The sequence below is a fragment of the Ferrimonas balearica DSM 9799 genome, from assembly GCF_000148645.1.
In the GTDB taxonomy this organism is placed as follows: domain Bacteria; phylum Pseudomonadota; class Gammaproteobacteria; order Enterobacterales; family Shewanellaceae; genus Ferrimonas; species Ferrimonas balearica.
Genome location: NC_014541.1, coordinates 3,791,611 through 3,813,798, shown reverse-complemented (window position 1 = coordinate 3,813,798; position 22,188 = coordinate 3,791,611). Strand labels below are relative to the sequence as shown.

Genomic DNA, 22,188 nt, shown 5'->3' with positions numbered 1-22,188 from the left:
GCCGGGATAAAAAAAAGCGCCCTCAGGGGCGCTTTTTTTGTGGCTGAAGCGGAGCCTCAGTTACGGCGTTCGACCGCGATGCGGGCCAGGGAGGCCAGCGCTTCCCTAAACGGCGTCTCCGGCAGTACGTCGAGGGCGGCAATGGCCTTGTCGGCCTCTTCCACGGCGCGCTGCATGGTGTACTCCAGTGAGCCGACCTGATTCAGGGTGGCCACCACCTCGTCCACCTCGTCACAGCCGCCGTTTTCGATGGCGCTGCGGATCTGCTGGCTCTGGGCTTCCGGAGCGTGAGCGATGGCGTGGATCAGCGGCAGGGTCGGTTTGCCCTCGGCCAGGTCGTCACCCAGGTTCTTGCCCAGCTCTTCGGCGTCGGCGGTGTAGTCGAGCACGTCGTCCACCAGCTGGAAGGCGGTGCCCAGATAACGGCCGTAGTCGGACAGGGCGTCACACACTTCGGTGGGCTGGTCGGCGATAACCGCCGCCAGGTGTGTGGCGGCTTCAAACAGGCGGGCGGTCTTGCAGTAGATCACCTGCATGTAGCTTTCTTCGGTGGTGTTGGGGTCGTTGCAGTTCATCAACTGCAGCACTTCCCCTTCCGCCAGCACGTTGGTGGCGTCGGCCAGGTCTTCCAGTACACGGGGGCGCTTCAGTTCCGTCATCATCTGGAACGAGCGGGTGTAGAGGAAGTCACCAACCAGCACGCTGGCCTGGTTGCCGAACAGGGCGTTGGCGGTTTCGCGACCCCGGCGCATGGTGGACTCGTCCACCACGTCGTCGTGCAGCAGGGTTGCGGTGTGGATGAACTCAATGATGGCGGCCAGTTTGACGTGGTCATCGCCCTGATAATCCACCGCGCGCGCAGCCAGCACTGCCAGCAAGGGTCGCATCCGCTTTCCACCACCATTAATGATGTAGAAGGAAAGCTGGTTGATCAGTACCACGTCGGAGTGGAGCTGATCGTAGATCATCTGGTTGACCATCTTCATATCGTGGTCGGCCAGGTCGCGGATGGCGTTCAAGTCCATATTGATCCCAAGGTCTGGATTCTGCAGGCACAAGCCTACTATTATTGAGGTACGGCGGCGCCCAATTCTACCGCAATTCCCCCGGGTTAACAGTGCCATTGGCTCTTCGTTGGGACGGTCTCGATCCTTCTGGCGATCTTTTTTCAATGGCCCCTTGCCTGTTTAGTGTCCATGCCGTAGAATGCGCGCCCATTGTCAAACAGTTTTAGTCGCACCCTGACCCCCCTTGTGCGGTGGTGACAGCGTGTGAAATAGCGGAGTTATTATGTACGCGGTTTTCCAAAGTGGCGGTAAGCAACACCGTGTCGCCGAAGGCCAAACCCTGCGTCTGGAGAAACTGGACGTAGAAACCGGCGCGACCATCGAATTCGACCAGGTTCTGCTGATCGCCAACGGTGAAGAAATCAAAGTAGGTGCCCCTCTGGTAGAAGGCGGTAAAGTTGTAGCTGAGGTTGTGAACCACGGTCGTGCCGATAAGGTGAAGATCGTTAAGTTCCGTCGCCGTAAGCACCACCGCAAGCAGATGGGCCACCGTCAGTGGTTCACCGAAGTTAAGATCACCGGTATCAACGGTTAATCGAGGAGTTCTGAGAGATGGCACACAAGAAAGCTGGCGGTTCTACTCGTAACGGCCGCGATTCTGAAAGCAAACGCCTGGGTGTTAAGCGCTTCGGCGGTGAATCCGTTCTGGCGGGTAACATCATCGTTCGTCAGCGTGGCACCAAGTTCCACGCCGGTGACAACGTAGGTGTTGGTAAAGACCACACCCTGTTCGCCACCGCCGACGGCAAGGTGAAGTTCGAAGTGAAAGGCAAGCAAAACCGTAAATTCGTGAGCATCGTTGCCGAGTAAGCCGGACTGACCGGATGGAAAAGCCCCGCACCTGGCGGGGCTTTTTGCGTACTAAGGGTATACTTATTAACCGATCCCCAATTCATTGGTTCGCTTGCGTTCCCGCGACTTAATGGCGCGACGCCAGGCCTGGAAGAGGGGCCAATGAATTGGGTTTGAAAGGGGCTGGATCATGAAGTTTGTAGATGAAGTCACCATTCGGGTGGAAGCGGGCGACGGCGGCAGCGGCGTAGTCAGCTTCCGTCGTGAAAAATACATCCCGAAAGGGGGACCGGACGGCGGTGACGGCGGTGATGGCGGCGACGTATTCCTGGTGGCCGACGAAAACCTCAACACCCTGGTGGACTACCGCTTTGAGCGTTGCCACCGGGCCGTGCGTGGCGAGAACGGCCGCGGCGGTAACTGTACCGGTAAACGTGGTGACGACCGCATCCTGAAGGTGCCGGTGGGCACCCGTGCCGTGGACGCCGACACCGGTGAGGTGATTGGTGACCTGACCCAGCACAACCAGAAACTGCTGGTGGCCAAAGGCGGTTTCCACGGCCTGGGCAACACCCGCTTTAAAAGCTCCGTAAACCGTGCCCCGCGTCAGAAGACCCTGGGCACCAAGGGTGAGCACCGCGAAGTGCGCCTGGAGCTGATGCTGCTGGCGGACGTGGGCCTGCTGGGTCTGCCTAACGCCGGTAAATCCACCTTTATCCGCTCGGTCTCTGCGGCCAAGCCGAAGGTGGCGGACTACCCCTTTACCACTCTGGTGCCGAACCTCGGTGTGGTGCGTCCTGAGCCGTCCAAGAGCTTTGTGATTGCCGACATCCCGGGCCTGATTGAAGGGGCCTCTGATGGTGCCGGTCTGGGCATCCGCTTCCTCAAGCACCTTGAGCGTTGCCGTGTGCTGCTGCACATCATCGATATGGCACCGTTTGACGAGAGCGATCCGGCGGAAGGCGCCAAGGCGATCCTGGGCGAGCTGAAAGCCTACTCTCCGAAGCTGTTCGACAAGCCGCGCTGGCTGGTGCTGAACAAGCTGGACCTGGTGCCCGAGGAGGAGCGCGAGGCCCGCATCAACGCCATCGTCGAAGCGCTGGAGTGGGAGGGCGAGGTGCACACCATCGCCGCCATCAGCAAGCAGGGCACCGAAGTGTTGTGCAAGCAGCTGATGCAACTGCTCGACACTCTGCCGCACGATATGGTTGAGGAGCAGGCCGAGGAAGAGGTGACCTTTAAGTGGGAGCACTACCACGCTCAGCAGATGCGCGATGCCGTCGTTGAAGAGGATGACGACGACTGGGACGACTGGGACGACGACGATTACGACGTTGAGGTCGTGTATCAGAAATAAACGGCATTGCCGTATCATATGGGGACCTTAGGGTCCCCTTTTGATGACGATAAGAACAACAACACGAAATGGACGTTCAAACCCAAAACGAGATCACCCGGGTGGCGGTGCGCGCTGCCCAGCAGATGCTGGCCTGGGGCGCGGAGAGTGAGCTGGTCGAGGACGTTGGCCAGCGCATGGGCCGCGCCTTTGGTGTCGACAGCGTCGAACTCTCTATCTCGGCCAATGCCCTGGTGATGACCACCCTGTACCAGGGCCGCTGCGTCACCACCACCCGCCGCCTGCGCGAGCATGGCCTCAATATGCACATGGTGTGCGAGGTGCAGCGGATCTGCGTGCAGGCGGAAAAGGGCATCGTTGACCTCACCCTCGCCGGCCGTCGTCTGGCCCGTCTGACCCCCTGGACCTGGAACCGATGGGCCGTGGTGGCCATTATCGGCCCCTCCTGCGCCGCATTTGCCCACTTCTTTGGCGCCGATCTGGCGGGCTGCCTGGTGACGGCGCTGGCCTCCTCCGCCGGCATGGCGGTGCGGCAGTCGCTGGCCCGTCGTCACTACAACGTGCTGGTCAACTGGGCGGTAACCGCCTTTGTTACCACGCTGCTGACCCGCTTTGGCGGCCTGTTGGAGTGGACCGACACGCCGGAGATCGCCACCGCCGCCTGCGTGCTGATGCTGGTGCCGGGCTTCCCCATGATCAATGCCGTCGCCGACATGGTGAAGGGCCACTACAACGTTGGTATGGCACGTTGGGGCCAGGCCACGCTGATGACCATTGCCGCCGCCATCGGCATCACCCTGGCGATGCAACTGACCGGACTGGGGTGGCTGTAATGGACCTGATCAGTCTGACCTTCAATGCCTTGGTCGCCTCCATACCTGCGGTGGGCTTCGCTATGGCCTTTAACGTGCCCGGACGCTACTTGTGGCGGTGTGGGTGTGCCGGTGCCATGGGGTTTGCCATCCGTGGCCTCCTGATGGCTCTGGGGGCCCCTATCGAGTGGGCCACCTTTGTCGCCGCCGCCTCGGTGGGGTGGCTGACGGTGCACTGGTCGCGCCGTACCCTGGCGCCGATGCAACTTTACGGGGTGGCCGCCATCATCCCGATGATTCCGGGCAGCTACGCCTTTAACACCGTGATTGGGCTGGTCGAGATGAGTGCCGTGGGGGCCAGCGAGCCGCTGATGGAGCAGGTGCTGGTCAATGGCGTCAAAACCGTGTTTATCGTCGGCGCCCTGAGCGTCGGTCTGGCCCTGCCGGGACTGCTGTATTACCGTAACCGCTCAATCATCTGAGCTGACACAAGGAGCCGAGTTGATGCGCATTGCGCTGATCGCCTGCATGGCCCGTAACCGGGTTATCGGCAAGGACAACCAGATGCCCTGGCACCTGCCGGCGGACCTGAAACACTTTAAGGCCGTAACCCTGGGGAAACCCGTGGTGATGGGCCGCCGCACCTTCGAGTCCATTGGGCGCCCGCTGCCGGGCCGCCACAACATCGTGATCACCCGCCAGGCGGATTACGCCCGGGAAGGCGTTACCGTGGTGGCCAGCATTGAGGCAGCCATCGCGGCCGCCGGTGCCGTTGAGGAGCTGATGATCATCGGTGGCGGAGAGTTGTATGCGGCGATGCTGCCGCGAGCGGACCGACTCTACATTACCGACGTTGATCTGGACGTGGAGGGCGATACGCACTTCCCGGATTATCAGGCGCTGGGGTGGGATGAAGTTGAGCGAACCGTTTATCAGCCCGATGAACGAAATCTTTACACCCTCACTTTCCGCACCCTGGACCGACGAGTCGGTTAAAGATATACCGTTATTTTTCCGCCTGTTATAAGCTCCGGTTAATGACTCGTTAGAAGTCTGTAACTGCAGTTCCATTACAGGGAGTGAAATGATGCGCTTTACCGCTTGCCTGATGGCGGCCGGCCTCGTCGCCGGCAGCCTCACCTACAGCCCCTCCAGCCACGCCAACGTTGAACAACTGGTGGCCAGCATGTGCGACTACGTCGCAGCCGATGACAAAAACCGTCTGCGCAAGAAGCTGAAAGACGCCCGCATTAAGTTGCGTTCGGTCTACGATGGCGTCAGCTGCAACGGCAACAGCCTGTTGCGCACCGCCATGTTGGCCGACGCCCAGGATGTGGGGGTGTTTCTGGTCAAACAGTTGCCGCGCAAAAGTCTGAGCAGTGCGGAGGCCGATGGCCAGACCGTGCTGCAATGGGCCGAGGCCCAGGGGCTGGCGAACAGCGCCATTGCCGCTGAGATCAGCTCACGCGCCAACTGACGGTGTACCGAAACTGAAAAAACCGCCCGGAAGGGCGGTTTTTTTATGGTGGGTTCAGCGAGGGGGTTACACCTTAAACTCCCGCACCTGAAGCTGAAGCTCCTCGGCCAGCTGGGCCACCTGTTGGCTTGAGGTGGCGGTTTGGACTGCGCCGGAGCTGGTCTCCTCAGCGATCCCAGCGATCTGCTCCAGTCGGCTGGAGATGGTTTGCGCCACCTGATCCTGCTCCTGGGCCGCCTGGGCGATCTGGTGTCCGGCGGCATAGACCCGGTCCACCGCTGTGGCGATGGCATCCAGCATCCGGTTGGCTTCCTCGGTTTTGGCCACACTTTGCTGAGCCTGGGTCTGTCCTTGCTGCATCACCGATACCGCTTCTTTGGCGCCGTGCTGAAGCGCTTCGATCATCTGCTGGATCTCGGTGGTGGACTGCTGGGTGCGTGACGCCAGGGAGCGTACTTCATCCGCCACCACGGCAAAACCACGACCCTGCTCGCCGGCCCGGGCGGCTTCAATGGCCGCGTTCAGTGCCAGCAGATTGGTTTGTTCCGCGACGCCCCGAATCACATCGAGAATGCCACCAATGGCGGCGCTGTTCTCATCCAGCTGATGGATCACGCCGGCGGCACGTTCCACTTCATCCGCCAGGGCCTGAATGGCCGCGCCATTGGCGTCAGAGATCGCTTTGACCTGCTTGGCCTCATCGTCGGCCAGCTTGATCTCACCCAGAGCATCACTGGCCCCGGTGGCCACCTGAGTGGCGGAGACCGACAACTCGGTGGTGGCACTGGCCACCTGGTCTACCTGGCTTTTCTGCTCCTGAATGCCGGAGGTGGTCTGGGCGGTGACCGCAGAGGTTTCCTCGGCGGCGGCGGCCAGTTGGTTGGCCCGGTCGATAATGGACTGGATCAGGCTGCGCAGGCTGTCGACCAGTCGGTTGGTGTTATTCACCAGTTGGCCAAACTCGTCGTCGCGGTGGTAGCTGAGCTTCTGGGTCAGGTCGCCCTGAGCCAGCACCGCCAGCGCATCGTTAACCTGGCCCAGCGGGCGGGTGATGGCGCGAATGGTCACGATGCCGATGCTGGCTGCCACCAGAATGGACAGCACCATCACCACCATGGTTCGGCTGCCACTGCTGTCCAGTGCCTGTTGAGTCAGCTCGCCTGCGCGATTGCTGATGGCCACAACCTGATCGTGAAGTTGGTTAATCTGGGTTTGCAGGGTGCTTTGCAGGGCGCGGGCCTGGGCCAGGGCGGCATCCGCTTCGGACTGAGCCCGCAGGATGGACTGCTGGTCTGCCACGACACCGGTTTGTTCGGCAAACATCGCCAGAATGGCGGTCAGACTGTCATCGATCTCGGCACCCAGGTCGGGATCGATGCGATCGCTGCCATCCGGGCGGGTCCAGATCAGGTTGCTCTGCAGATACTCCAGATTGCTGAGCAGGTAGCTCAACTCCCCCTCCAGCGTGTCCACTAGAGTCAGGTTTTCCGCTTTGGGCAACTCCAGCGCGATGGAGATCAGTCCCACCAGGCTGGTTTCGAGGGTGTTGGCGTGGCCGGCGAGGGTCTGGTCGCCGGCGTTGTCGGAATACTCCAGGTCCATCACGTCCAGCAGCATGGAACTGGTGTCATCCACCAGCTCTTCCAGTGAAGTGAGGCGCTGGGCCAGCTGTTGGCGTTCCAGCAGTGCCCGACCCTGGGCATCCACCAGTTGTTCCACCTGCTGCCAGTAGTCATCGTGCTGCTGGCCAATGGTGTTCAGTGGTTTGGTGAGGCTGTCCCGGCCACTGACCACGCGGGTCAGTTCGCTGCGGGTTTGGGTCCAGGCTTGCTGCAGTGAATTCAGGGTGTCCTGATGCTGACTGAGGGTGGCGTCGTCGGTGCTGTAGTAGGCATTCACCACGGCCAGTTGCTGGGCGTTGAGGAGGCGTTCGAGGGCACCGGTGCCATCTTTGGCGGGCAGAGAGAAGGTGTTGAAGCTTTGAGTCTGGGTACTGACCGTGCCGATGCTGACCAGTGACATGCCGCCAAGCAGAAGCAGCAGCAGGGTGACCAGCGTGAAGCCACCGATGATGCGCATGGCAACCGTAATTTTCATAACCCTCTCCCTGAATTATTGTTTTTGTTCCATTTTTGCCCACATGTTATCAGTCTGATGCCAAAAGCACAGGGGCCAATCATATTGATCGGCCCCTGTGAACAAAACTTGAGCAAATGGGTGGGAGATCAGTCCAGTGCGGTCTGGTAGTGGCGCTGATTGTCCTCGAGACACCAGAGGGTCATATGGTTGCCCCAGCAGCAGCCGGTATCGAGGGCGATGGCGTTCGCGTTCTGGGTGCGGCCCATCAGTGCGGCCCAATGGCCAAACACCAGGCGGTGGGTCTGGAGCAGGGTGTGGCCGGGGAAGCGGAACCAGGGCACCAACTCGCGCTCGTCGTCCGGGCCCAGCTTACTGGCGAAGTCGAGACGACCGTCCAGATGCAGAAAGCGCATCCGGGTCAGGGCGTTGACGGTGTAGGTCTGGCGCTGCACCTCGTCGTCGAGGTCGCGGTCATCGTCGGGCTTTTCGCCATACATCTGGCCGATAAAGTCGAGGTAACGCTTGCCTTTGAGGGTTTTCGATACCGCTTTGGCGCGGGCCCGGGCGGTGTCCAGATCCCAGTGCGGTGGCAGGCCGGCGTGGGTCAGCAGCAGCTTCTGTTGCGGCAACTCATGGAGCAGGGGTTGCTGGCGCAGCCAGTCCACCAGTTCCGGCAGGTCCGGGGCGGCCAGCAGCGGGTCAACCCGGTCACGGGGCTTGTACTTTTTGATCCCCGCCGCCACGGCCAACAGGTGCAGGTCGTGGTTACCCAGCACGGTTTGTCCGGCCGGGCCCATCTCCCGCATCAGGCGCAGTACTGACAGCGAATCCGGACCACGGGCGATCAGATCGCCACAGGCCCACAGGGTGTCCTGGCTGGGGTCGAAGTGGACCTTATCCAGCAGGCGGCGCAGTTCGTCATAACAGCCCTGGATATCGCCGACAAAGTAATTTGCCATTCAGTGCAGTGCTCCCGGAACGGACAGTTGGAATCGGGGGATAGCGGCTTTCAGGGCACCGTGGTCACCCTCAAGGGTGTAGTAGCCGGTCATGCTGCCAAGGGGGGTCGCCAGCACCACGGAACTGGTGTAGCGAAAGGTCTGGCCCGGTACCAGCGTGGGGGTTTCGCCCACCACGCCAGCGCCTTCCACCTGCATCTGTTCACCGTTGCCGTCGGTGATCTGCCAGTTACGGCGTTTCAGGGTCAGGGTATGGTGGCTGACGTTAGTCAGCGACAGACTGTAGTGGAACAGGTAGCGACCCTTCGAGGGCTCGGATTGCTCCTCGATGTACTGGGTCACTACCTCGATGGCCAGGGGCATATCAGCTGGCATTGCGCTCACTGATGTAGTTGGCCATGGCAACATATTCGGGCAGGCTGATGCGCTCCGGACGCAGCGTCGGGTCGATGCCCAGTGCGGCGAAATCGTCGTCGTTCAGCTGGCCCTTAAAGTTGTTGCGCAGGGTTTTGCGACGCATGGTGAATGCGGTGGCAACCACCTTCTCCAGCGTCGCGACGTTGGTGGCCGGGTAGGGCTTTTCAACGTGCGGCACCAGACGCACCACGGCGGAGTCCACCTTCGGCGGCGGGGTAAAGCAGCCGGGCGGCACTTCCAGCACCGGAATGCACTGGCAGTAGTACTGCGCCATGACGCTGAGGCGACCGTAGTTCTTGTGACCCGGGCCAGCACAGAGGCGTTCTACCACCTCTTTCTGCAGCATAAAGTGCATCGACTCAACGCTGTCCACGGTCTCGAACAGGTGGAACATCAGCGGGGTGGAGATGTTGTAGGGCAGGTTGCCGAACACCTTCATCCGCTTGCCCGGTTCGGCCAGCTGGTTGAAGTCGAACTTGAGCGCATCGCCTTCGTGGATGGTCAGTTTCTGGCCCCAGCGGGGCTGGTGACGCAGGCGTTCGGCCAGGTCACGGTCGAGTTCCACGACGTTGAGGTGCTCAACCTGATCGGCCACCGGCTCGGTCAGCGCGCCCAGACCCGGGCCGATCTCGACCATGATGTGGTCGTTATCGGGACGAATGGCCGCGACGATGCGGTCGATAACCGACATGTCGTGGAGGAAGTTTTGGCCGAAGCGTTTACGGGCTCGGTGACCCAGGTGCACATTGTTGCTCATGAATTCTGATGTGTTGCCAGCTCTATCGCTTTGCTAAGGGCGACCCGGAAGCTGCCACAATCGGCCTGGCCGGTACCAGCCAGTTCGAGTGCAGTGCCGTGGTCGACGGAGGTGCGGATAAAGGGCAGCCCCAGGGTGATGTTAAGGGCACGCCCAAATCCCTTGTATTTTAGCACCGGCAATCCCTGGTCATGGTACATGGCCAGAACGACATCGGCCTGGTCCAGGTACTTGGGTTGAAACAGGGTATCGGCCGGCAGAGGGCCTGTGAGCAACATCCCTTCGCTGCGCAGGGTGGCCAGGGTGGGCTCGATCACTTCGAGCTCTTCCCGGCCAAGGTGGCCCCCTTCCCCGGCATGGGGGTTGAGGCCGCACACCAGGATACGGGGCTGTTCGAGCGCGAACTTCTCCCGCAGATCCTGATGCAGAATCCGGATCACCTTCTCCAGCCGTGCCGGGGTGATCGCTTTGGCCACGTAGGCCAGTGGAATGTGGGTGGTGACCAGAGCGACCTGCAGCCCCTCGGTGGCCAGCATCATCACCACATCCTGACAACCGGCCTGCTGAGCGAAAAACTCGGTATGGCCGGAAAAGCTGATGCCTGCCTGGTTGATGATGCCCTTATGGACCGGGCCGGTCACCACCGCCGCGAACTCGCCACTGAGGTTGTGTTCGCAGGCAAAGCGCAGGGTATCCACCACGTAGGCGCTGTTGTTCTCGTCCAGCACGCCGGGCTTGCTGGTCACCGCCATCCTGGCCGGGGCGATGGTCAGGGTACCGGCTTGCTGTTCCCGGGCGGGCTGGCTGGGCTGGTAGGGCCGCAGGCTCAGCGGCAGACCCAGCATCTTGGCACGCTGGGTCATCAGCTCCGGGTCAGCGCACACCACCAGTTCCACCGACCAGTCCTGCTGGGCCAGGGTGATCACCAGATCCGGGCCGATGCCGGCCGGTTCACCAGGGGTGATGGCGATACGCGGGATCATGAGCGACGTCCGCTGCGATCCAACACTTCGATGTAGGCCGCAGCACGCATCTCTTCCTGCCAGGCGTTCACCTGCTCGCCGAACTTACGGCGGAACAGCAGCTGGTAGGCGCGGTCGCTGTTGGCCTGGTCGGTGGCATCGGTGACGCGGCGGTCCAGCAGCTGCACCACGTGCCAGCCGTGGCTGGAGCGGAACGGTTCGGAATACTCACCCACCTTGAGGCGGGCCAGAGTGTCGCGGAACGCCGGTACGTACATGTTCGGATCAGCCCAGCCCAGGTCACCACCGCGGGCGGCAGAACCGGGGTCGTCGGAGTGCTCGCGGGCCAGTTCGCCAAAGTCGGCCTTACCGTCTTTGACGTCGGCCATAAATTCGTCCAGCAGGGTCTTGGCCATATCTTCACTCAGGATCGGAGAGGGCTTGAGCAGGATATGACGCGCGTTGACCTCGGCCACCTCCTGCACCTCCTGACCGCGGGTGTCATAGATGGTGATGATGTGGAAGCCGGCGCCACTCTTAATCGGGCCGATGATGTCGCCCTTCTTGGCGTCTTTCACCACTTCGGCGAACAGGGTCGGCATCTCGTTGATGTTCATAAAGCCCCAGTCGCCGCCTTCCAGCGCTTTCGGGCCAGAGGAGGCAGCCAGTGCGGTCTGGGCAAAGTCGGCGCCGCCTTCCAGCAGCTCCAGGACTTTGTCGGCGCGTGCACGGGCGGCGGTTTCATCGCCACCAAAGTCGATCAGGATGTGGCCGACATGGAACTCAGCGTCCTGCAGGCCCTGCTCGTTGATCATCTCCACCAGGGTGTTGATCTCCTGCGGGGAGATCTGGACACGGCGCTGAACCTGGATGCGCTGCACCTGGCCGATGGTGATCTCACGACGGATCTGCTCGCGGTAAGCGGCGTAGTTGGTGCCGTCGGATTCAATCTCCTGGCGCAGGCCCTGCAGGGTCATGCCCTGTTCGCGGGCCATGTTTTCCAGCGTCTGGTCGAGCTGGATATCGCTGATCACCAGGCCCATGCGCTCCGCCATCTGAAGTTGCAGGCTTTCTGCAATCAGACGGTCGATCACCTGGGTGCGCAGTGCCGCGTCGGAGGGCAGCTGCTGGCCAGCCTGCAGGGCACCCCGTTTTACGGAGGTCATGCGCTCGTCAATTTCGCTTTTCAGGATCACGCCATCGTTGACCAGCACCGCCACCTCATCCAGAGGCTGGGGTTGGGCCAGGGCCTGACCGAACATCAGAGCGGCCATCGCGCCCATCAGCAGCTGTCGTAAAATCATACTCAAGTCCATGTTGTCGATGTTCGCGTTTCGGTTCGCGAATCAAATAATGCGCCCGCAGGGATGTGGCACTCTACCACAGTCGCCAGCATCAGTTACGCAGGTAGTAAGGCCGGCGGTAGTTGAATACCCCTTCATCCAGCATGTCCTGTACCCCCAGCGGACCGGAAGAGCCCAGCCCCTTGAGGACAAACTTCAGCGTGACGCCGCTGTCGAAATCATCGCGCGGGCTGATGGTGCTGAAGTCGCCATCCTCATAGTTGGTGTTGAGGTGGCGGTAGTAGGCCAGGCGGATGGCCCAGCAGCAGGATTCATACTGCAGTCCTGCATAAGATTCCACCGAGCGGCTCAAGTTCAAGTCGTAGTAGTAGTTACCCACGAAGTAGAGCTCGTCACTCAGCGGCCAGGTGGTACGGATACCGGCCTGGTTGATGTCGATGGGGTTACCTTCGGTGTCGGTGCCCAGGTTCGGCACATAGCGGTGCGACAGCTGGATCAGCTTATCGGCATTGGCCCGGTAATCCACCAGCACTTCGCTCTTGTTGGTGTCGCCGGACTGGGTGTCGAACTGCAGGCTGCCGCTGAGGAACCAGCGTCGGGAGGCCTGCAGTTCCAGCTCCGCCGCCAGCGCCGAATTGGAACTGCGGATCTGGCTCTGGTCATCGCCCAGGCCCACTTCGGAATCGTCGAAGTAGAGGATCTGGCCCACGGACACCTGGGCCCGCTCGGCGTGGTTGCCATCAAAGAAGCGTGACGACACCCCCAGGGTTAACTGGTTGGCGTCGGCGATGCGGTCCAGACCGGAGAAGCGACGGTCACGGAACAGGCCGTAGTAATCTTCCTGCAGCAGCGCGGTGTCATACAGGCCGATGTCGGACTGGTCCACCTTGGGCACGTACAGGTACTGGAACTGCGGCTCCAGCGTCTGGGTGTAGCTGCCGTCGCCGAAGCGGCTGTTGCGCTCGAAATTGACCTGACCGTGCAGACGGAACTGGGGCAGGGTACGGCTGACGAAATCCTCCAGCTGGTCGCTGGGGTCGCGCTGCTCGTAGAAGGTCTGCATCAGCTTGACCTCAGTGGTCAAACTGCCCGCCGGAGTCTGGTAGGGCAGGGTCAGGGTGGGCTCCATGTGCCAGCGGGTCGCGGTGAGGTGATCACTCTCTTTATGGGCAAAGTGGGTCAACTCGGTCCCGAAGGTGAAGTCCAGCGGCCCCCACAGGTTGGGGTTGCGGTAGTCGAACGACAGTGAAGGCATCACCTGGAACGGCTTGCTGCTGTCACCCAGCACCTCGATGTCCTGCACCCGTACGGCAAAATCCCACTTGTCGGTGAAGTAGGACGCTTCCCCTTCACGGGTGATCTGGTTGTCGGTGGAGGCACTGACGTCGGAATCAAAATCGTTGAAGTAGTTGTCGTCACTGACGGTGGTGAAGTTACCGTACAGGCGCCAATTGTTCTCCAGCTTACCGGCGTGTTCGAAGTGGATCAGGTAACGGTCCGGACTGTCATCCAGCAGGCGGTCACCACTGATGTACTCAAGGTTGACCTGGCCGGCGCCGTAGGGCTGCAGGTAGCGCCCTTCACCGCGCAGGAACAGGCCACGGCTGGACATGTACTGAGTGGTCAGGGTGGCGTCCAGATTGGGGGCGATGTTCCAGTAGTAGGGTACCGCCACATCGACACCGTTTTTGGTGCTGGTGCTGAACTCGGGGAACAGGAAGCCGCTCTTGCGTTTGCTGGAGACCGGCACCGTCATGTAGGGCACGTAGAACACCGGCACATCGAACAGTTTGACCTTGGCGTGCCAGATCTCACCCCACTCCTCGTTGGCGTCGATGTTGATCTCTTTGGCTTCCAGCAGCCAATCCGGGTCGTCCTGGGGGCAGGTGGTGAAGGTGGCGCTGGACAGCAGAAGGTTGTTTTCGCCTTCGATCTTGAGCTGTTCCGCTTTGCCGTGCACCTGCTGACCACGCAGCCAGTACTGGGCGCGGTTGAGTTCGGCGTTGTAATCGTCCATGTCGGCGTTCAGTGAGTCGGCACTGATGGCCACCGCAGGATCCTGGTACACCAGCTCGCCCTGGGCGCTGAAACTGCCCTCGAGCTGACTGACTTCGGCACTTTGTGCGCTGATTTGGCGCATGCCCTGGCGCAGCTTGACGTTGCCTTCAAAGCGCGCAGAGTCACCGGCCACCGCTTCACTGCGGTCGGCGTTGACTTTAATGGGTAACTGGTTGGGGGCGATGCCAGCCTCGGCCTGCTCCGGCTCAGTGGGGAGCAGTTCCATCGGCGGATGCACTACGCAGCGGGAAACCGAAAGGGATTCGGCCCAGGCGTTCAGTGGCAGGCAGCAGCAGGCAATGACAAGGGGAAAGCGCATCGTGTCCCTAAAAACGTGAATGTAGATAGTGTGGCCCAAAAACGGTGAGCGGGCCTGATCATCCCTTCATCAGACCGAAAGCCCACATCGGGGTTCCTGTCATGGGCCGAAACCTTGGTATGATAAAGCAAATTTACCCTCTCGACCATTGGATGACGGATGCACAATGATAGCCGTCAGCAAGCCCTGGCTCGCTGGCTTGACACCGTCTGGGCCGGCGCCGCTTCCGACCCCGTCCTGATCTTCGGCGATGCCAGTTTTCGCCGCTATTTCCGCTACCAGCGCGACGGTCGCAACGAGATTGCGATGGATGCCCCTCCGGCGCTGGAAGATTGCCGCCCTTTTCTGGCCATGACTCAAGCTTATCAGCACGTTGGCTTACCGGTGCCGCAGGTGCTGGCGCAGGACCTGGAGCAGGGATTTCTGTGCCTGTCCGATCTGGGTGACCAACATCTGGCCGGGCCGCTCAAAGGGAACGATGCCCCGTACTGGTATCGCAAGGCCCTGGCCTTCCTCCCCACCATCGCCACCATTCGTGACAGTGAACTGGGGTCATTACCCCTTTATGACCGTGCGTTGCTGGAGCGGGAGCTGGCGATCTTTCCCGAGTGGTTGCTGCAGGCCCACCTCGGCCTGAGCCTGAATGAACAGGAGCAAACCCTGTGGCAGGAGGCCTGCGAGGTGCTGGTGGGCAATGCCCTGGCCCAGCCTCAGGTGGGGATCCACCGGGACTTCCACAGCCGCAACCTGATGGTGGTGGGCGACGAGTTGGCGCTGATCGATTATCAGGGTGCGTTGCTGGGTCCCATCAGCTATGACCCGGTGTCGCTGCTGCGGGACTGCTACTGGCGCATCGACGAAGCTGAGGTGGAAGCGTATGCCCGTGAGCACTTCCAGGCACTGCAGCAGGCTGGTCTGCTCGACGCCACGGTCGAATTCAGCCAGTTTCAGCGCTGGATGGACCTGATGGGGATGCAGCGTCACCTCAAAGCCGCCGGGATCTTTGCCCGGTTGCACCAGCGCGATGGCAAATCCGGCTACCTGGCTGACGTGCCGCGGGTGCTGGATTACCTGATCGATATCGGTGCCCGCTATCCGGAAACCCAGGCTCTGGCCCAGTGGCTGGCAACGCGGGTAAAACCCGCCTGGGAGGCCGCATGCGCGCGATGATCCTGGCCGCCGGTCGTGGTGAGCGGATGCGTCCACTCACCGACCACACCCCCAAGCCGTTGCTGCCGGTGGCGGGCAAACCGCTGCTGGTGTATCACCTTGAGCGACTGGCCCGGGCTGGTGTTGCCGATGTGGTGGTGAACCACGCCTGGCTGGGGGCACAGATCCCCGCCGCTCTGGGCGATGGCAGCGACTGGAACCTGGCGCTGCACTACAGCGATGAGGGGGATAGCGCGCTGGAAACCGGCGGCGGCATCCACAAAGCCCTGCCGTTGCTGGGCGACGCCCCCTTCCTGCTGATGAATGGTGACATCTTCTGTGACCTGGACTGGCCCCCTCTACCGACACTGGCCGAGGGCGATCTGGCCCACCTCTATCTGGTGCCGAACCCGGAACACAATCCGGCGGGGGATTTTGCGCTGGAGCATGGCCGGGTGGTGGTCGACGGTGCCGACAAACTGACCTACGCCGGCATGGCCCTGTTTCACCCGGCCCTGTTTGCACTGTGCCGCCCCGGCCACTTCTCACTGGTGCCGCTGCTGAAGGCCGCGATGGCCGAGGGACGGGTCAGTGGCGAGCGTTATGACGGCCTGTGGTGCGATGTTGGCACCCCGGAGCGATTGGCCAGCCTGGAGACCCGACTGCGTGGCATTTAAAGGCAAACTGTTTGGTGCCCTGATCGGCTTTCTGTTTGGTCGCTTGTTTGGTGCCCTGCTGGGGGCGTATCTTGGCCATGTGCTCTGGGATCGTCGTCAGACTAGAACTAACCCCTTCTTCCATACTACCTTTTCCGTCATGGGGCACATTGCCAAGAGCAGTGGCCGGGTGACCGAGGCGGACATCGCCCTGGCCACCGCGTTGATGGACCGGATGCGGTTGCAGGGGCGGGCGCGTCAGGCGGCGCAGGCCGCCTACCGCGAAGGCAAGGCGGCGGATTTCCCGCTGGATGCGGCACTGGCGCGGCTGAAAGGCGCGTTAAGCTGGCGCCGCGATCTGGCCCGGGTGTTCCTGGAGATCCAGATCCAGGCCGCGCTGGCGGACGGTGACCTGAATCCCCGGGAGCGTCAGATCCTGGCGCGCATCGCCAGCCAACTGGGCTTCTCCGCTGAGGAGCTGGCGCAGCTGGTGGCGATGTGGCAAGGCCAGCGCGGAGCGCAGCGGCAAGGTTTCTCCAACGACGACGCTTGTCGTGTGTTGGGCGTGCAACCGGGAGATGACCTGCGCACCATTAAGCGGGCCTACCGCAAGCTGATGGCGCAACACCATCCCGACAAGCTGGCCAGTCAGGGCCTGCCACCGGAGATGGCGGAAGTGGCGCAACAGAAGAGTCGAGACATTCAAGCGGCGTGGGAAGTGCTGCGTCGGGCAAAAGAAGGCTGAGGAGAGAGCATGAAAAGGTTATTGGCCCCGATCGGGTTGATGGTGAGTCTGGTTGCGGCCCCGGCCATGGCGGAGCGCACCTACTTTATCGCCCCGATGTATGGATACACCGTCGGTGGCACCCTGGATGTGACTGAGAAAACCACCGATGAGGATGGCAACAGTTCGCGGGACACCGTAGGCGAGCTGAAGTTTGACGAAGGCAGTCACGTTGGCCTGATGCTGGGGGTGGAAACCCACGACCCGGGCAACATCTACCTGTATTACTCCAAGCAGGGCAGCGCCTTTAAAGAGGGCAGCTTTGCCCCCACCTCCGGCATCGATGTGGATGTCGAGTTCTACCACGTGGGGGGCTCACTCTATTACCCCCGTGGCGATTTCCGCCCCTACATCACCGCCAGCGTCGGGGCCACCCGAGTCAAGCCGCAAACCGTCTACTCCAATGAGACCTTTTTCTCCATGGGCTTTGGACTGGGCGCTGAGTACCTGCTGTTTGAACACCTGGCCGTGACCGCGGACTACCGCGCCATGGTGACCGCGGTGGACAGCTCCAGCACCCTGGTGTGCAACGGCAGCTGCGCGTTGCGGGTGGAGGGCGATACCATGATCCAGTCGCAGTTCAACATCGGCCTGCGGGCGCGTTTCTGAACGATCGAATCAGGCGCACTGCGCCTTATCAAGAGCGGCCGGGTGCCGCTCTTTTTGCATCGCCAGCCAGCCAAGGCCACTGCCCAGTCGCTTCTGGCCCAGCAGGGTCCAGCCGTGGGCCTGCCAGGCCGCAATAAACTCGTCCTGATCGAACCGGTTGTGCTGCGGGTGCTCCAGTACCCGTTTCCACAGGGGGTGGCAGATCAGGCTGCGATACACCTCCATGGCATAGAGCGTGGCGCCGGGCCGGGCGACCCGATTCAGCTCCACGATGGCAGCGGGCCAGTGGGGGACGTGGTGCACCACCCCAAAATCGAACAGGGCATCGACGCTGGCGTCCGCCAGCGGCAGGGCGGTGCAGTCCGCCTGCAGGCAGAGGATGTCGTCACGTTCGCCAAGGCGTTGCCGCGCGCGGCTGACCATATCGAAATCCAGATCCAGGCTGATCACCTGTTGGGCGCCAAACTCACTTTGGATCAGGCGCGCGCCCTCTCCCTGGCCGCCACCAATCTCCAATGCCACCGCGCCGGGGCAGGGGCCCCCCAGTGCCTTGAGGCGGGGCACTTCAAAATGTCGCTGCGCCAAGGCCCGCAACGGATTGTTAACCAGTACTTTTTCGACAATGTTGAGCTTCACCACAGATCCTCGGCGTTGGCCTGTACGACATTTCGTATCCCTCTCTACAATGCCGAACTCAATTCAGTTCAGTTTTTTGGCCGCATTTTTATGGCCAGCGGGCCGCTGTGCCCGGTTCGGAGGAGTAATGAAACGGATTCTGATGTTGCTTGGTCTGCTGAGCTTGCCGTTGTCGGCTCAGGCCGCCCATGGCGTGGCGGTGGGCTACCAGGTCGGTACCGAAAGTGCGGTGGCCATCGGCGTAGGTCGTTGGGACCTGAGCGTCGGCACCGAGCGCTTTGTGGTGAATGTTGACCGCCGTTTCCACACCAAGGAGTTTCCGGCGCTCTACTTTGGCCTCGGTGGCCAGGTGTCCGAAGACAGTAATGCCCCGGTTGGGCTGCGCACCAAAGTGGGCCTGAGCGCCCGCGCCGACATGGTTGAATTGTTCGGTGAAGTGGTGCCCAATGTGACCTTTGGTGATGCCGGGGATGTGGATGTGGACTACGCCCTGGGCCTGAGGATCTGGTTTTAAGGAGCAGCAGTAATGAAGGTCGTGGTACTCGATGGCGCAACGTTGAATCCCGGGGATCTGGACTGGTCGCCGCTGGCGGCTTTCGGTGAACTGCACTGCCACGACCAGACCACACCGGAGCAACTGCTGGAGAGGGCCGCCGGGGCTGCCATCCTGCTCACCAACAAGGTGGTGCTGGATCGCGCCACCCTCGAGGCGTTGCCGGCGCTGCGCTACATCGGCGTGACCGCCACCGGCGTCAATGTGGTGGACCTGGCTGCCGCTGCTGAGCGCGGCATCGTGGTCACCAACACCCCGGCCTATGGCCCGGAATCCGTGGCGCAGATGGCGATTGCCCACCTGCTGCACCACGCCAGCGCTGTGGCCGAACACCATCATGCGGTGCAGCAGGGCCAATGGGCCTCGGCACCGCAGTTCTGCTTCTGGAACCGCCCGCTGATGGCCCTGTCCGGAAAAACCTTCGGGGTGATGGGCTTTGGTGCCATTGGCCAGGCGGCTGCACGGATGGCCCGCGGCTTCAACATGACCATTCTGGTGCACACCCGCACCCCGATCGAAGGCCTGCCGGACGGCTACCGCTGGGTCGATCAGTCCACCCTGTTTGCCGAGTCCGATGTGGTCAGCCTGCACTGTCCGCAAACCGAGGCCAATACCGGCTTTATTAACGCTGAGCTGCTGGCCACCATGAAACCCAACGCCCTGCTGATCAACACCGCCCGCGGTGGCCTGGTCAATGAGAGGGAGCTGGCGGACGCCCTCAACCGGGGGGTGATTGCCGGGGCCGGGCTGGATGTGCTGAGCAGCGAGCCGCCGCAGCCGGATAACCCGCTGATTGGCGCCCGCAACTGCGTGATTACCCCGCACAACGCCTGGGCCACCTATGAGGCGCGCAGCAATCTGCTCGCCATTGTGCTGGATAACCTGCGGGCCTGGCAGGCGGGAAGCCCCACCAACCAGGTTAACTGATGCCAATGGTGTGGTCCGGGAATGGCCGCTTAAGTCGGCGGTTCCCACGTTTACCGGGGAGTGGTACGTGTGGCGTCGTTAAGTGCCTTGTTGGTCAGTCCGGTACTGCTGCTGATGCTGCAGCTGACCATCACCCTGCCAATGCTGTTGGTGCTGTGTCCAACCCGGCTTGAACACCCCAAAACCGGAATCTCACTCGGGGTGTTTCTCGGCGTGGTGCCCCCGATGCTGTGGCTTTACCTTATTTTGCTGACAATGAAAAACAAGCGCTTGCCAGCCCCCTGAATCCCCTTGCGCCATGCGCGCTTCAAGGCCATTGGCCCCACCCGTCAGATCCCGTACAATTGCCGTTTTTCTGGCCGTCCCCACCCTGGTGCGGGGGCGTCCCTTACCTCGATTCAAGAGACGACGGATGTTCCAAGACAACCCCTTGTTGCAACAGCTTAAAGCACAGATCCGGGAATCCCTGCCGACGGTGGAAGGCACCGTAAAAGGGACCGAAAAGGGTTTTGGCTTTATCGAAACCGAGAAGGGCGAGAGCCACTTCGTGCCGCCTCCGTACATGAAAAAGGTGATGCACGGGGATAAGGTCACCGCCGTGTTGCGTACCGAAGGGGAGAAAACCAGCGCCGAGCCGGAAACCCTGCTGGAACCGTTCCTGACCCGCTTTGTGGCGCGGGTGAAACGGATCAAGGGCCGCGTGAATGTGGTGCCGGACCATCCGCTGATCAAAGACGCCATCCGTGCCCGCGTGAAAAAGAGCGTGGACGAAGAGAGCCTGCAGGACGGCGATTACGTGGTGGCACACCTGAAGCGTCACCCGCTGCGTCCTGATGACAACACCTTCCTGGCCGAAGTCTCCGAACTGGTGGCCAAGACCGATGACCCGCACGTGCCGTGGTGGGTGATCCTGGCCAAGCACGACCTGGCCAAGGTGGAACCGGCCGATCCGGCCCAGTGGCAGCTGGCGGACGCCGCCGAGCGCACAGATCTGACCGAACTGCCGTTCGTCACCATCGATGCAGAGTCCACCAAGGATATGGATGATGCCCTGTACGTGGAAGCCAAGGCCGAAGGTGGCTGGCAGCTGACGGTGGCCATCGCCGACCCGACCGCCTATGTGGCGATGGGCGATGAGGTGGATCTGGAAGCCAAGAAGCGCTCCTTTACCCAGTACCTGCCGGGCTTTAACGTGCCGATGCTGCCGCGTCAGCTGGCCGATGAGCTGTGCTCACTGGTTGAAGGCGAAGACCGCCCCGCCGTGGCGGCCCGTATTCAGGTCGCGGCCGATGGCGCACTGCAAGGGGAAGCCGAGTTCTTCCTCGCCACCATCCGCTCACAGGGTAAGCTGGCCTACGACAAGGTGTCCGATCTGCTGGAGGGCGTTGAAGGCGCCTGGCAACCGGAAAGTGATGCCATTGCGGAGCAGGTCAACACCCTGCACGCCCTGGCCAACGCCCGCACCGCCTGGCGTCATGAGCACGCGCTGGTGTTCCCGGACCGCCCGGACTACCGCTTTGAGGTGGACGATGCCGGTAACGTTCTGGCGATTCACGCCGAGTACCGCCGCACCGCTAACCGCATTGTGGAAGAGTGCATGATCCTGGCCAACTCCGCCTGTGGTGCCCTGCTGGGTGCCAAACTGGGCAAAGGCATCTTCAACAGCCACGCGGGTCTGGATCCGGAGAAGATCCCGGCGGCCATTGAGCTGCTGTCTGAGCATGGCCTGACCCACTGCGCTGAGAAGGTGACCACTCTGGAGGGCTATTGCCAGCTGCGTCGTGACCTCGACGCTCAGCCCACCGGCTACCTGGATGCCCGCATCCGTCGCATGCAGGCTTACGCCGAGATGGCGGCGGAGCCGAAGCCGCACTTCGGTATGGGCCTGACCGGCTACGCCACCTGGACCTCACCAATCCGTAAGTACGGCGACATGATCAACCACCGTCTGCTGAAGGCGATCATTGGTCAGCCCGGCGCACTGAATGAGCTGGATGACGACCTGCTGGCCCACCTGGCGGAGAAGCGTAAGCTGCACCGCATGTGTGAGCGTGACGTGGGTGACTGGCTGTACGCCCGCTACCTGAAAGCGCAGGAAGGCGGCGAGCGCGAGTATGACGCCGAGGTGATCGACATTAACCGCGGTGGCGTTCGTGTGCGCCTGAAAGAGATCGGTGCGGTCGCCTTTGTGCCGGCACCATTCCTGTGCGAAGACAAGAAGCGTCTGGAGTGCAGCGGTGACACCGGCATTGCCAAGTTCGACGGTGAGCCGGTGCTGCGCGTTGCCGACGACCTGACGGTGTTGATTGCTGAAGTGCGCGTTGACCAGCGCAACGTGGTGGCCAAACCGGCCAAGCGCTTCGACCAGTAAGGTGAACGCCGAATAAAAAAGCCGCCCATCGGGCGGCTTTTTTGTGCCCCGCTTAGGTTGCCCCGACTCGCTCCAAGCCATTGGTATGCCACCTCTCGTGCTTAATAATTGACCGATTGGTATCCCAGAGAACAATCGAGGAG

General features: G+C 61.7%; 24 protein-coding genes. 15 read left to right on the top strand and 9 right to left on the bottom strand.

The features are described from left to right. Positions 1-56: 56 nt before the first annotated feature. The gene (gene ispB, locus FBAL_RS17265; RefSeq protein WP_013346877.1) at positions 57-1,025 is read right to left on the bottom strand and encodes an octaprenyl diphosphate synthase; all 969 of its coding nucleotides are present in this window, start codon (positions 1,023-1,025) and stop codon (positions 57-59) included. Between the two features lie 265 nt (positions 1,026-1,290). Here ispB and rplU point away from each other — a divergent pair, with 265 nt between their 5' ends. From rplU to FBAL_RS17230, 7 genes are all read left to right on the top strand, one after another. After that, complete coding sequence (gene rplU, locus FBAL_RS17260; RefSeq protein WP_013346876.1) at positions 1,291-1,602, top strand: 50S ribosomal protein L21; 312 nt, start codon at positions 1,291-1,293, stop codon at positions 1,600-1,602. Between the two features lie 17 nt (positions 1,603-1,619). Further along, the gene (gene rpmA, locus FBAL_RS17255; protein ID WP_013346875.1) at positions 1,620-1,877 is read left to right on the top strand and encodes a 50S ribosomal protein L27; all 258 of its coding nucleotides are present in this window, start codon (positions 1,620-1,622) and stop codon (positions 1,875-1,877) included. Positions 1,878-2,049: 172 nt separating this feature from the next. Continuing rightward, complete coding sequence (cgtA, locus tag FBAL_RS17250; protein ID WP_013346874.1) at positions 2,050-3,216, top strand: Obg family GTPase CgtA; 1,167 nt, start codon at positions 2,050-2,052, stop codon at positions 3,214-3,216. A gap of 68 nt (positions 3,217-3,284) precedes the next feature. Further along, entirely contained in the window at positions 3,285-4,049 is a 765-nt protein-coding gene (locus FBAL_RS17245; RefSeq protein ID WP_013346873.1) for a threonine/serine exporter family protein, read from the top strand. After that, complete coding sequence (locus FBAL_RS17240) at positions 4,049-4,510, top strand: threonine/serine exporter family protein (protein WP_013346872.1); 462 nt, start codon at positions 4,049-4,051, stop codon at positions 4,508-4,510. Before FBAL_RS17245 ends, FBAL_RS17240 begins: the two co-directional genes overlap by 1 nt. 22 nt (positions 4,511-4,532) lie before the next feature. After that, complete coding sequence (gene folA, locus FBAL_RS17235; RefSeq protein WP_013346871.1) at positions 4,533-5,024, top strand: type 3 dihydrofolate reductase; 492 nt, start codon at positions 4,533-4,535, stop codon at positions 5,022-5,024. An 88-nt stretch (positions 5,025-5,112) separates the two neighbouring features. Then, positions 5,113-5,505, top strand: a complete 393-nt coding sequence (locus FBAL_RS17230; protein ID WP_245544361.1) for a DUF3718 domain-containing protein — start codon at positions 5,113-5,115, stop codon at positions 5,503-5,505. Between the two features lie 66 nt (positions 5,506-5,571). On the opposite strand, the gene FBAL_RS17225 is transcribed toward FBAL_RS17230, so the two are convergent. From FBAL_RS17225 to lptD, 7 genes are all read right to left on the bottom strand, one after another. Next, on the bottom strand, positions 5,572-7,602 hold the full coding sequence (locus FBAL_RS17225) for a methyl-accepting chemotaxis protein (RefSeq protein ID WP_013346869.1): 2,031 nt from the start codon (positions 7,600-7,602) through the stop codon (positions 5,572-5,574). A 128-nt stretch (positions 7,603-7,730) separates the two neighbouring features. Next, positions 7,731-8,543, bottom strand: coding sequence for a symmetrical bis(5'-nucleosyl)-tetraphosphatase (locus tag FBAL_RS17220; RefSeq protein ID WP_013346868.1), 813 nt, complete (start codon positions 8,541-8,543; stop codon positions 7,731-7,733). Further along, positions 8,544-8,918: a Co2+/Mg2+ efflux protein ApaG gene (gene apaG, locus FBAL_RS17215; RefSeq protein WP_013346867.1), complete on the bottom strand. Its 375-nt coding sequence runs from the start codon at positions 8,916-8,918 to the stop codon at positions 8,544-8,546. Then, positions 8,908-9,717, bottom strand: a complete 810-nt coding sequence (gene rsmA, locus FBAL_RS17210) for a 16S rRNA (adenine(1518)-N(6)/adenine(1519)-N(6))-dimethyltransferase RsmA (RefSeq protein ID WP_013346866.1) — start codon at positions 9,715-9,717, stop codon at positions 8,908-8,910. Before rsmA ends, apaG begins: the two co-directional genes overlap by 11 nt. Next, positions 9,714-10,700: a 4-hydroxythreonine-4-phosphate dehydrogenase PdxA gene (gene pdxA / locus FBAL_RS17205; protein ID WP_013346865.1), complete on the bottom strand. Its 987-nt coding sequence runs from the start codon at positions 10,698-10,700 to the stop codon at positions 9,714-9,716. Before pdxA ends, rsmA begins: the two co-directional genes overlap by 4 nt. Beyond that, complete coding sequence (gene surA, locus FBAL_RS17200; protein WP_013346864.1) at positions 10,697-11,983, bottom strand: peptidylprolyl isomerase SurA; 1,287 nt, start codon at positions 11,981-11,983, stop codon at positions 10,697-10,699. Before surA ends, pdxA begins: the two co-directional genes overlap by 4 nt. A 91-nt stretch (positions 11,984-12,074) precedes the next feature. Continuing rightward, a complete protein-coding gene (gene lptD / locus FBAL_RS17195; RefSeq protein WP_013346863.1) occupies positions 12,075-14,360 on the bottom strand; it encodes an LPS assembly protein LptD in 2,286 nt (761 codons plus the stop codon). Positions 14,361-14,519: 159 nt separating this feature from the next. On the opposite strand from lptD, the gene FBAL_RS17190 reads away from it, so the two are divergent. From FBAL_RS17190 to FBAL_RS17175, 4 genes are read left to right on the top strand one after another with little or no spacing between them, the layout of a single operon-like run. Beyond that, positions 14,520-15,530: an aminoglycoside phosphotransferase family protein gene (locus FBAL_RS17190; RefSeq protein ID WP_013346862.1), complete on the top strand. Its 1,011-nt coding sequence runs from the start codon at positions 14,520-14,522 to the stop codon at positions 15,528-15,530. Continuing rightward, on the top strand, positions 15,518-16,186 hold the full coding sequence (murU, locus tag FBAL_RS17185; RefSeq protein WP_013346861.1) for an N-acetylmuramate alpha-1-phosphate uridylyltransferase MurU: 669 nt from the start codon (positions 15,518-15,520) through the stop codon (positions 16,184-16,186). The genes FBAL_RS17190 and murU overlap by 13 nt, the downstream gene beginning before the upstream one ends. Continuing rightward, entirely contained in the window at positions 16,176-16,910 is a 735-nt protein-coding gene (gene djlA / locus FBAL_RS17180; RefSeq protein ID WP_013346860.1) for a co-chaperone DjlA, read from the top strand. Before murU ends, djlA begins: the two co-directional genes overlap by 11 nt. Positions 16,911-16,919: 9 nt before the next feature. Continuing rightward, on the top strand, positions 16,920-17,558 hold the full coding sequence (locus tag FBAL_RS17175; RefSeq protein WP_013346859.1) for an outer membrane beta-barrel protein: 639 nt from the start codon (positions 16,920-16,922) through the stop codon (positions 17,556-17,558). Positions 17,559-17,567: 9 nt separating this feature from the next. Here FBAL_RS17175 and FBAL_RS17170 read toward each other — a convergent pair whose 3' ends face one another. Beyond that, positions 17,568-18,194, bottom strand: coding sequence for a class I SAM-dependent methyltransferase (locus FBAL_RS17170; RefSeq protein ID WP_013346858.1), 627 nt, complete (start codon positions 18,192-18,194; stop codon positions 17,568-17,570). Positions 18,195-18,321: 127 nt separating this feature from the next. Here FBAL_RS17170 and FBAL_RS17165 point away from each other — a divergent pair, with 127 nt between their 5' ends. From FBAL_RS17165 to FBAL_RS17150, 4 genes are all read left to right on the top strand, one after another. Beyond that, positions 18,322-18,708, top strand: coding sequence for a hypothetical protein (locus FBAL_RS17165; RefSeq protein ID WP_013346857.1), 387 nt, complete (start codon positions 18,322-18,324; stop codon positions 18,706-18,708). Positions 18,709-18,720: 12 nt separating this feature from the next. After that, on the top strand, positions 18,721-19,674 hold the full coding sequence (locus tag FBAL_RS17160) for a D-2-hydroxyacid dehydrogenase (RefSeq protein WP_013346856.1): 954 nt from the start codon (positions 18,721-18,723) through the stop codon (positions 19,672-19,674). A gap of 69 nt (positions 19,675-19,743) precedes the next feature. After that, positions 19,744-19,959: a hypothetical protein gene (locus FBAL_RS17155; RefSeq protein ID WP_013346855.1), complete on the top strand. Its 216-nt coding sequence runs from the start codon at positions 19,744-19,746 to the stop codon at positions 19,957-19,959. A gap of 127 nt (positions 19,960-20,086) precedes the next feature. Further along, a complete protein-coding gene (locus FBAL_RS17150; RefSeq protein WP_013346854.1) occupies positions 20,087-22,045 on the top strand; it encodes an exoribonuclease II in 1,959 nt (652 codons plus the stop codon). The last annotated feature ends 143 nt before the right edge of the window (positions 22,046-22,188 follow it).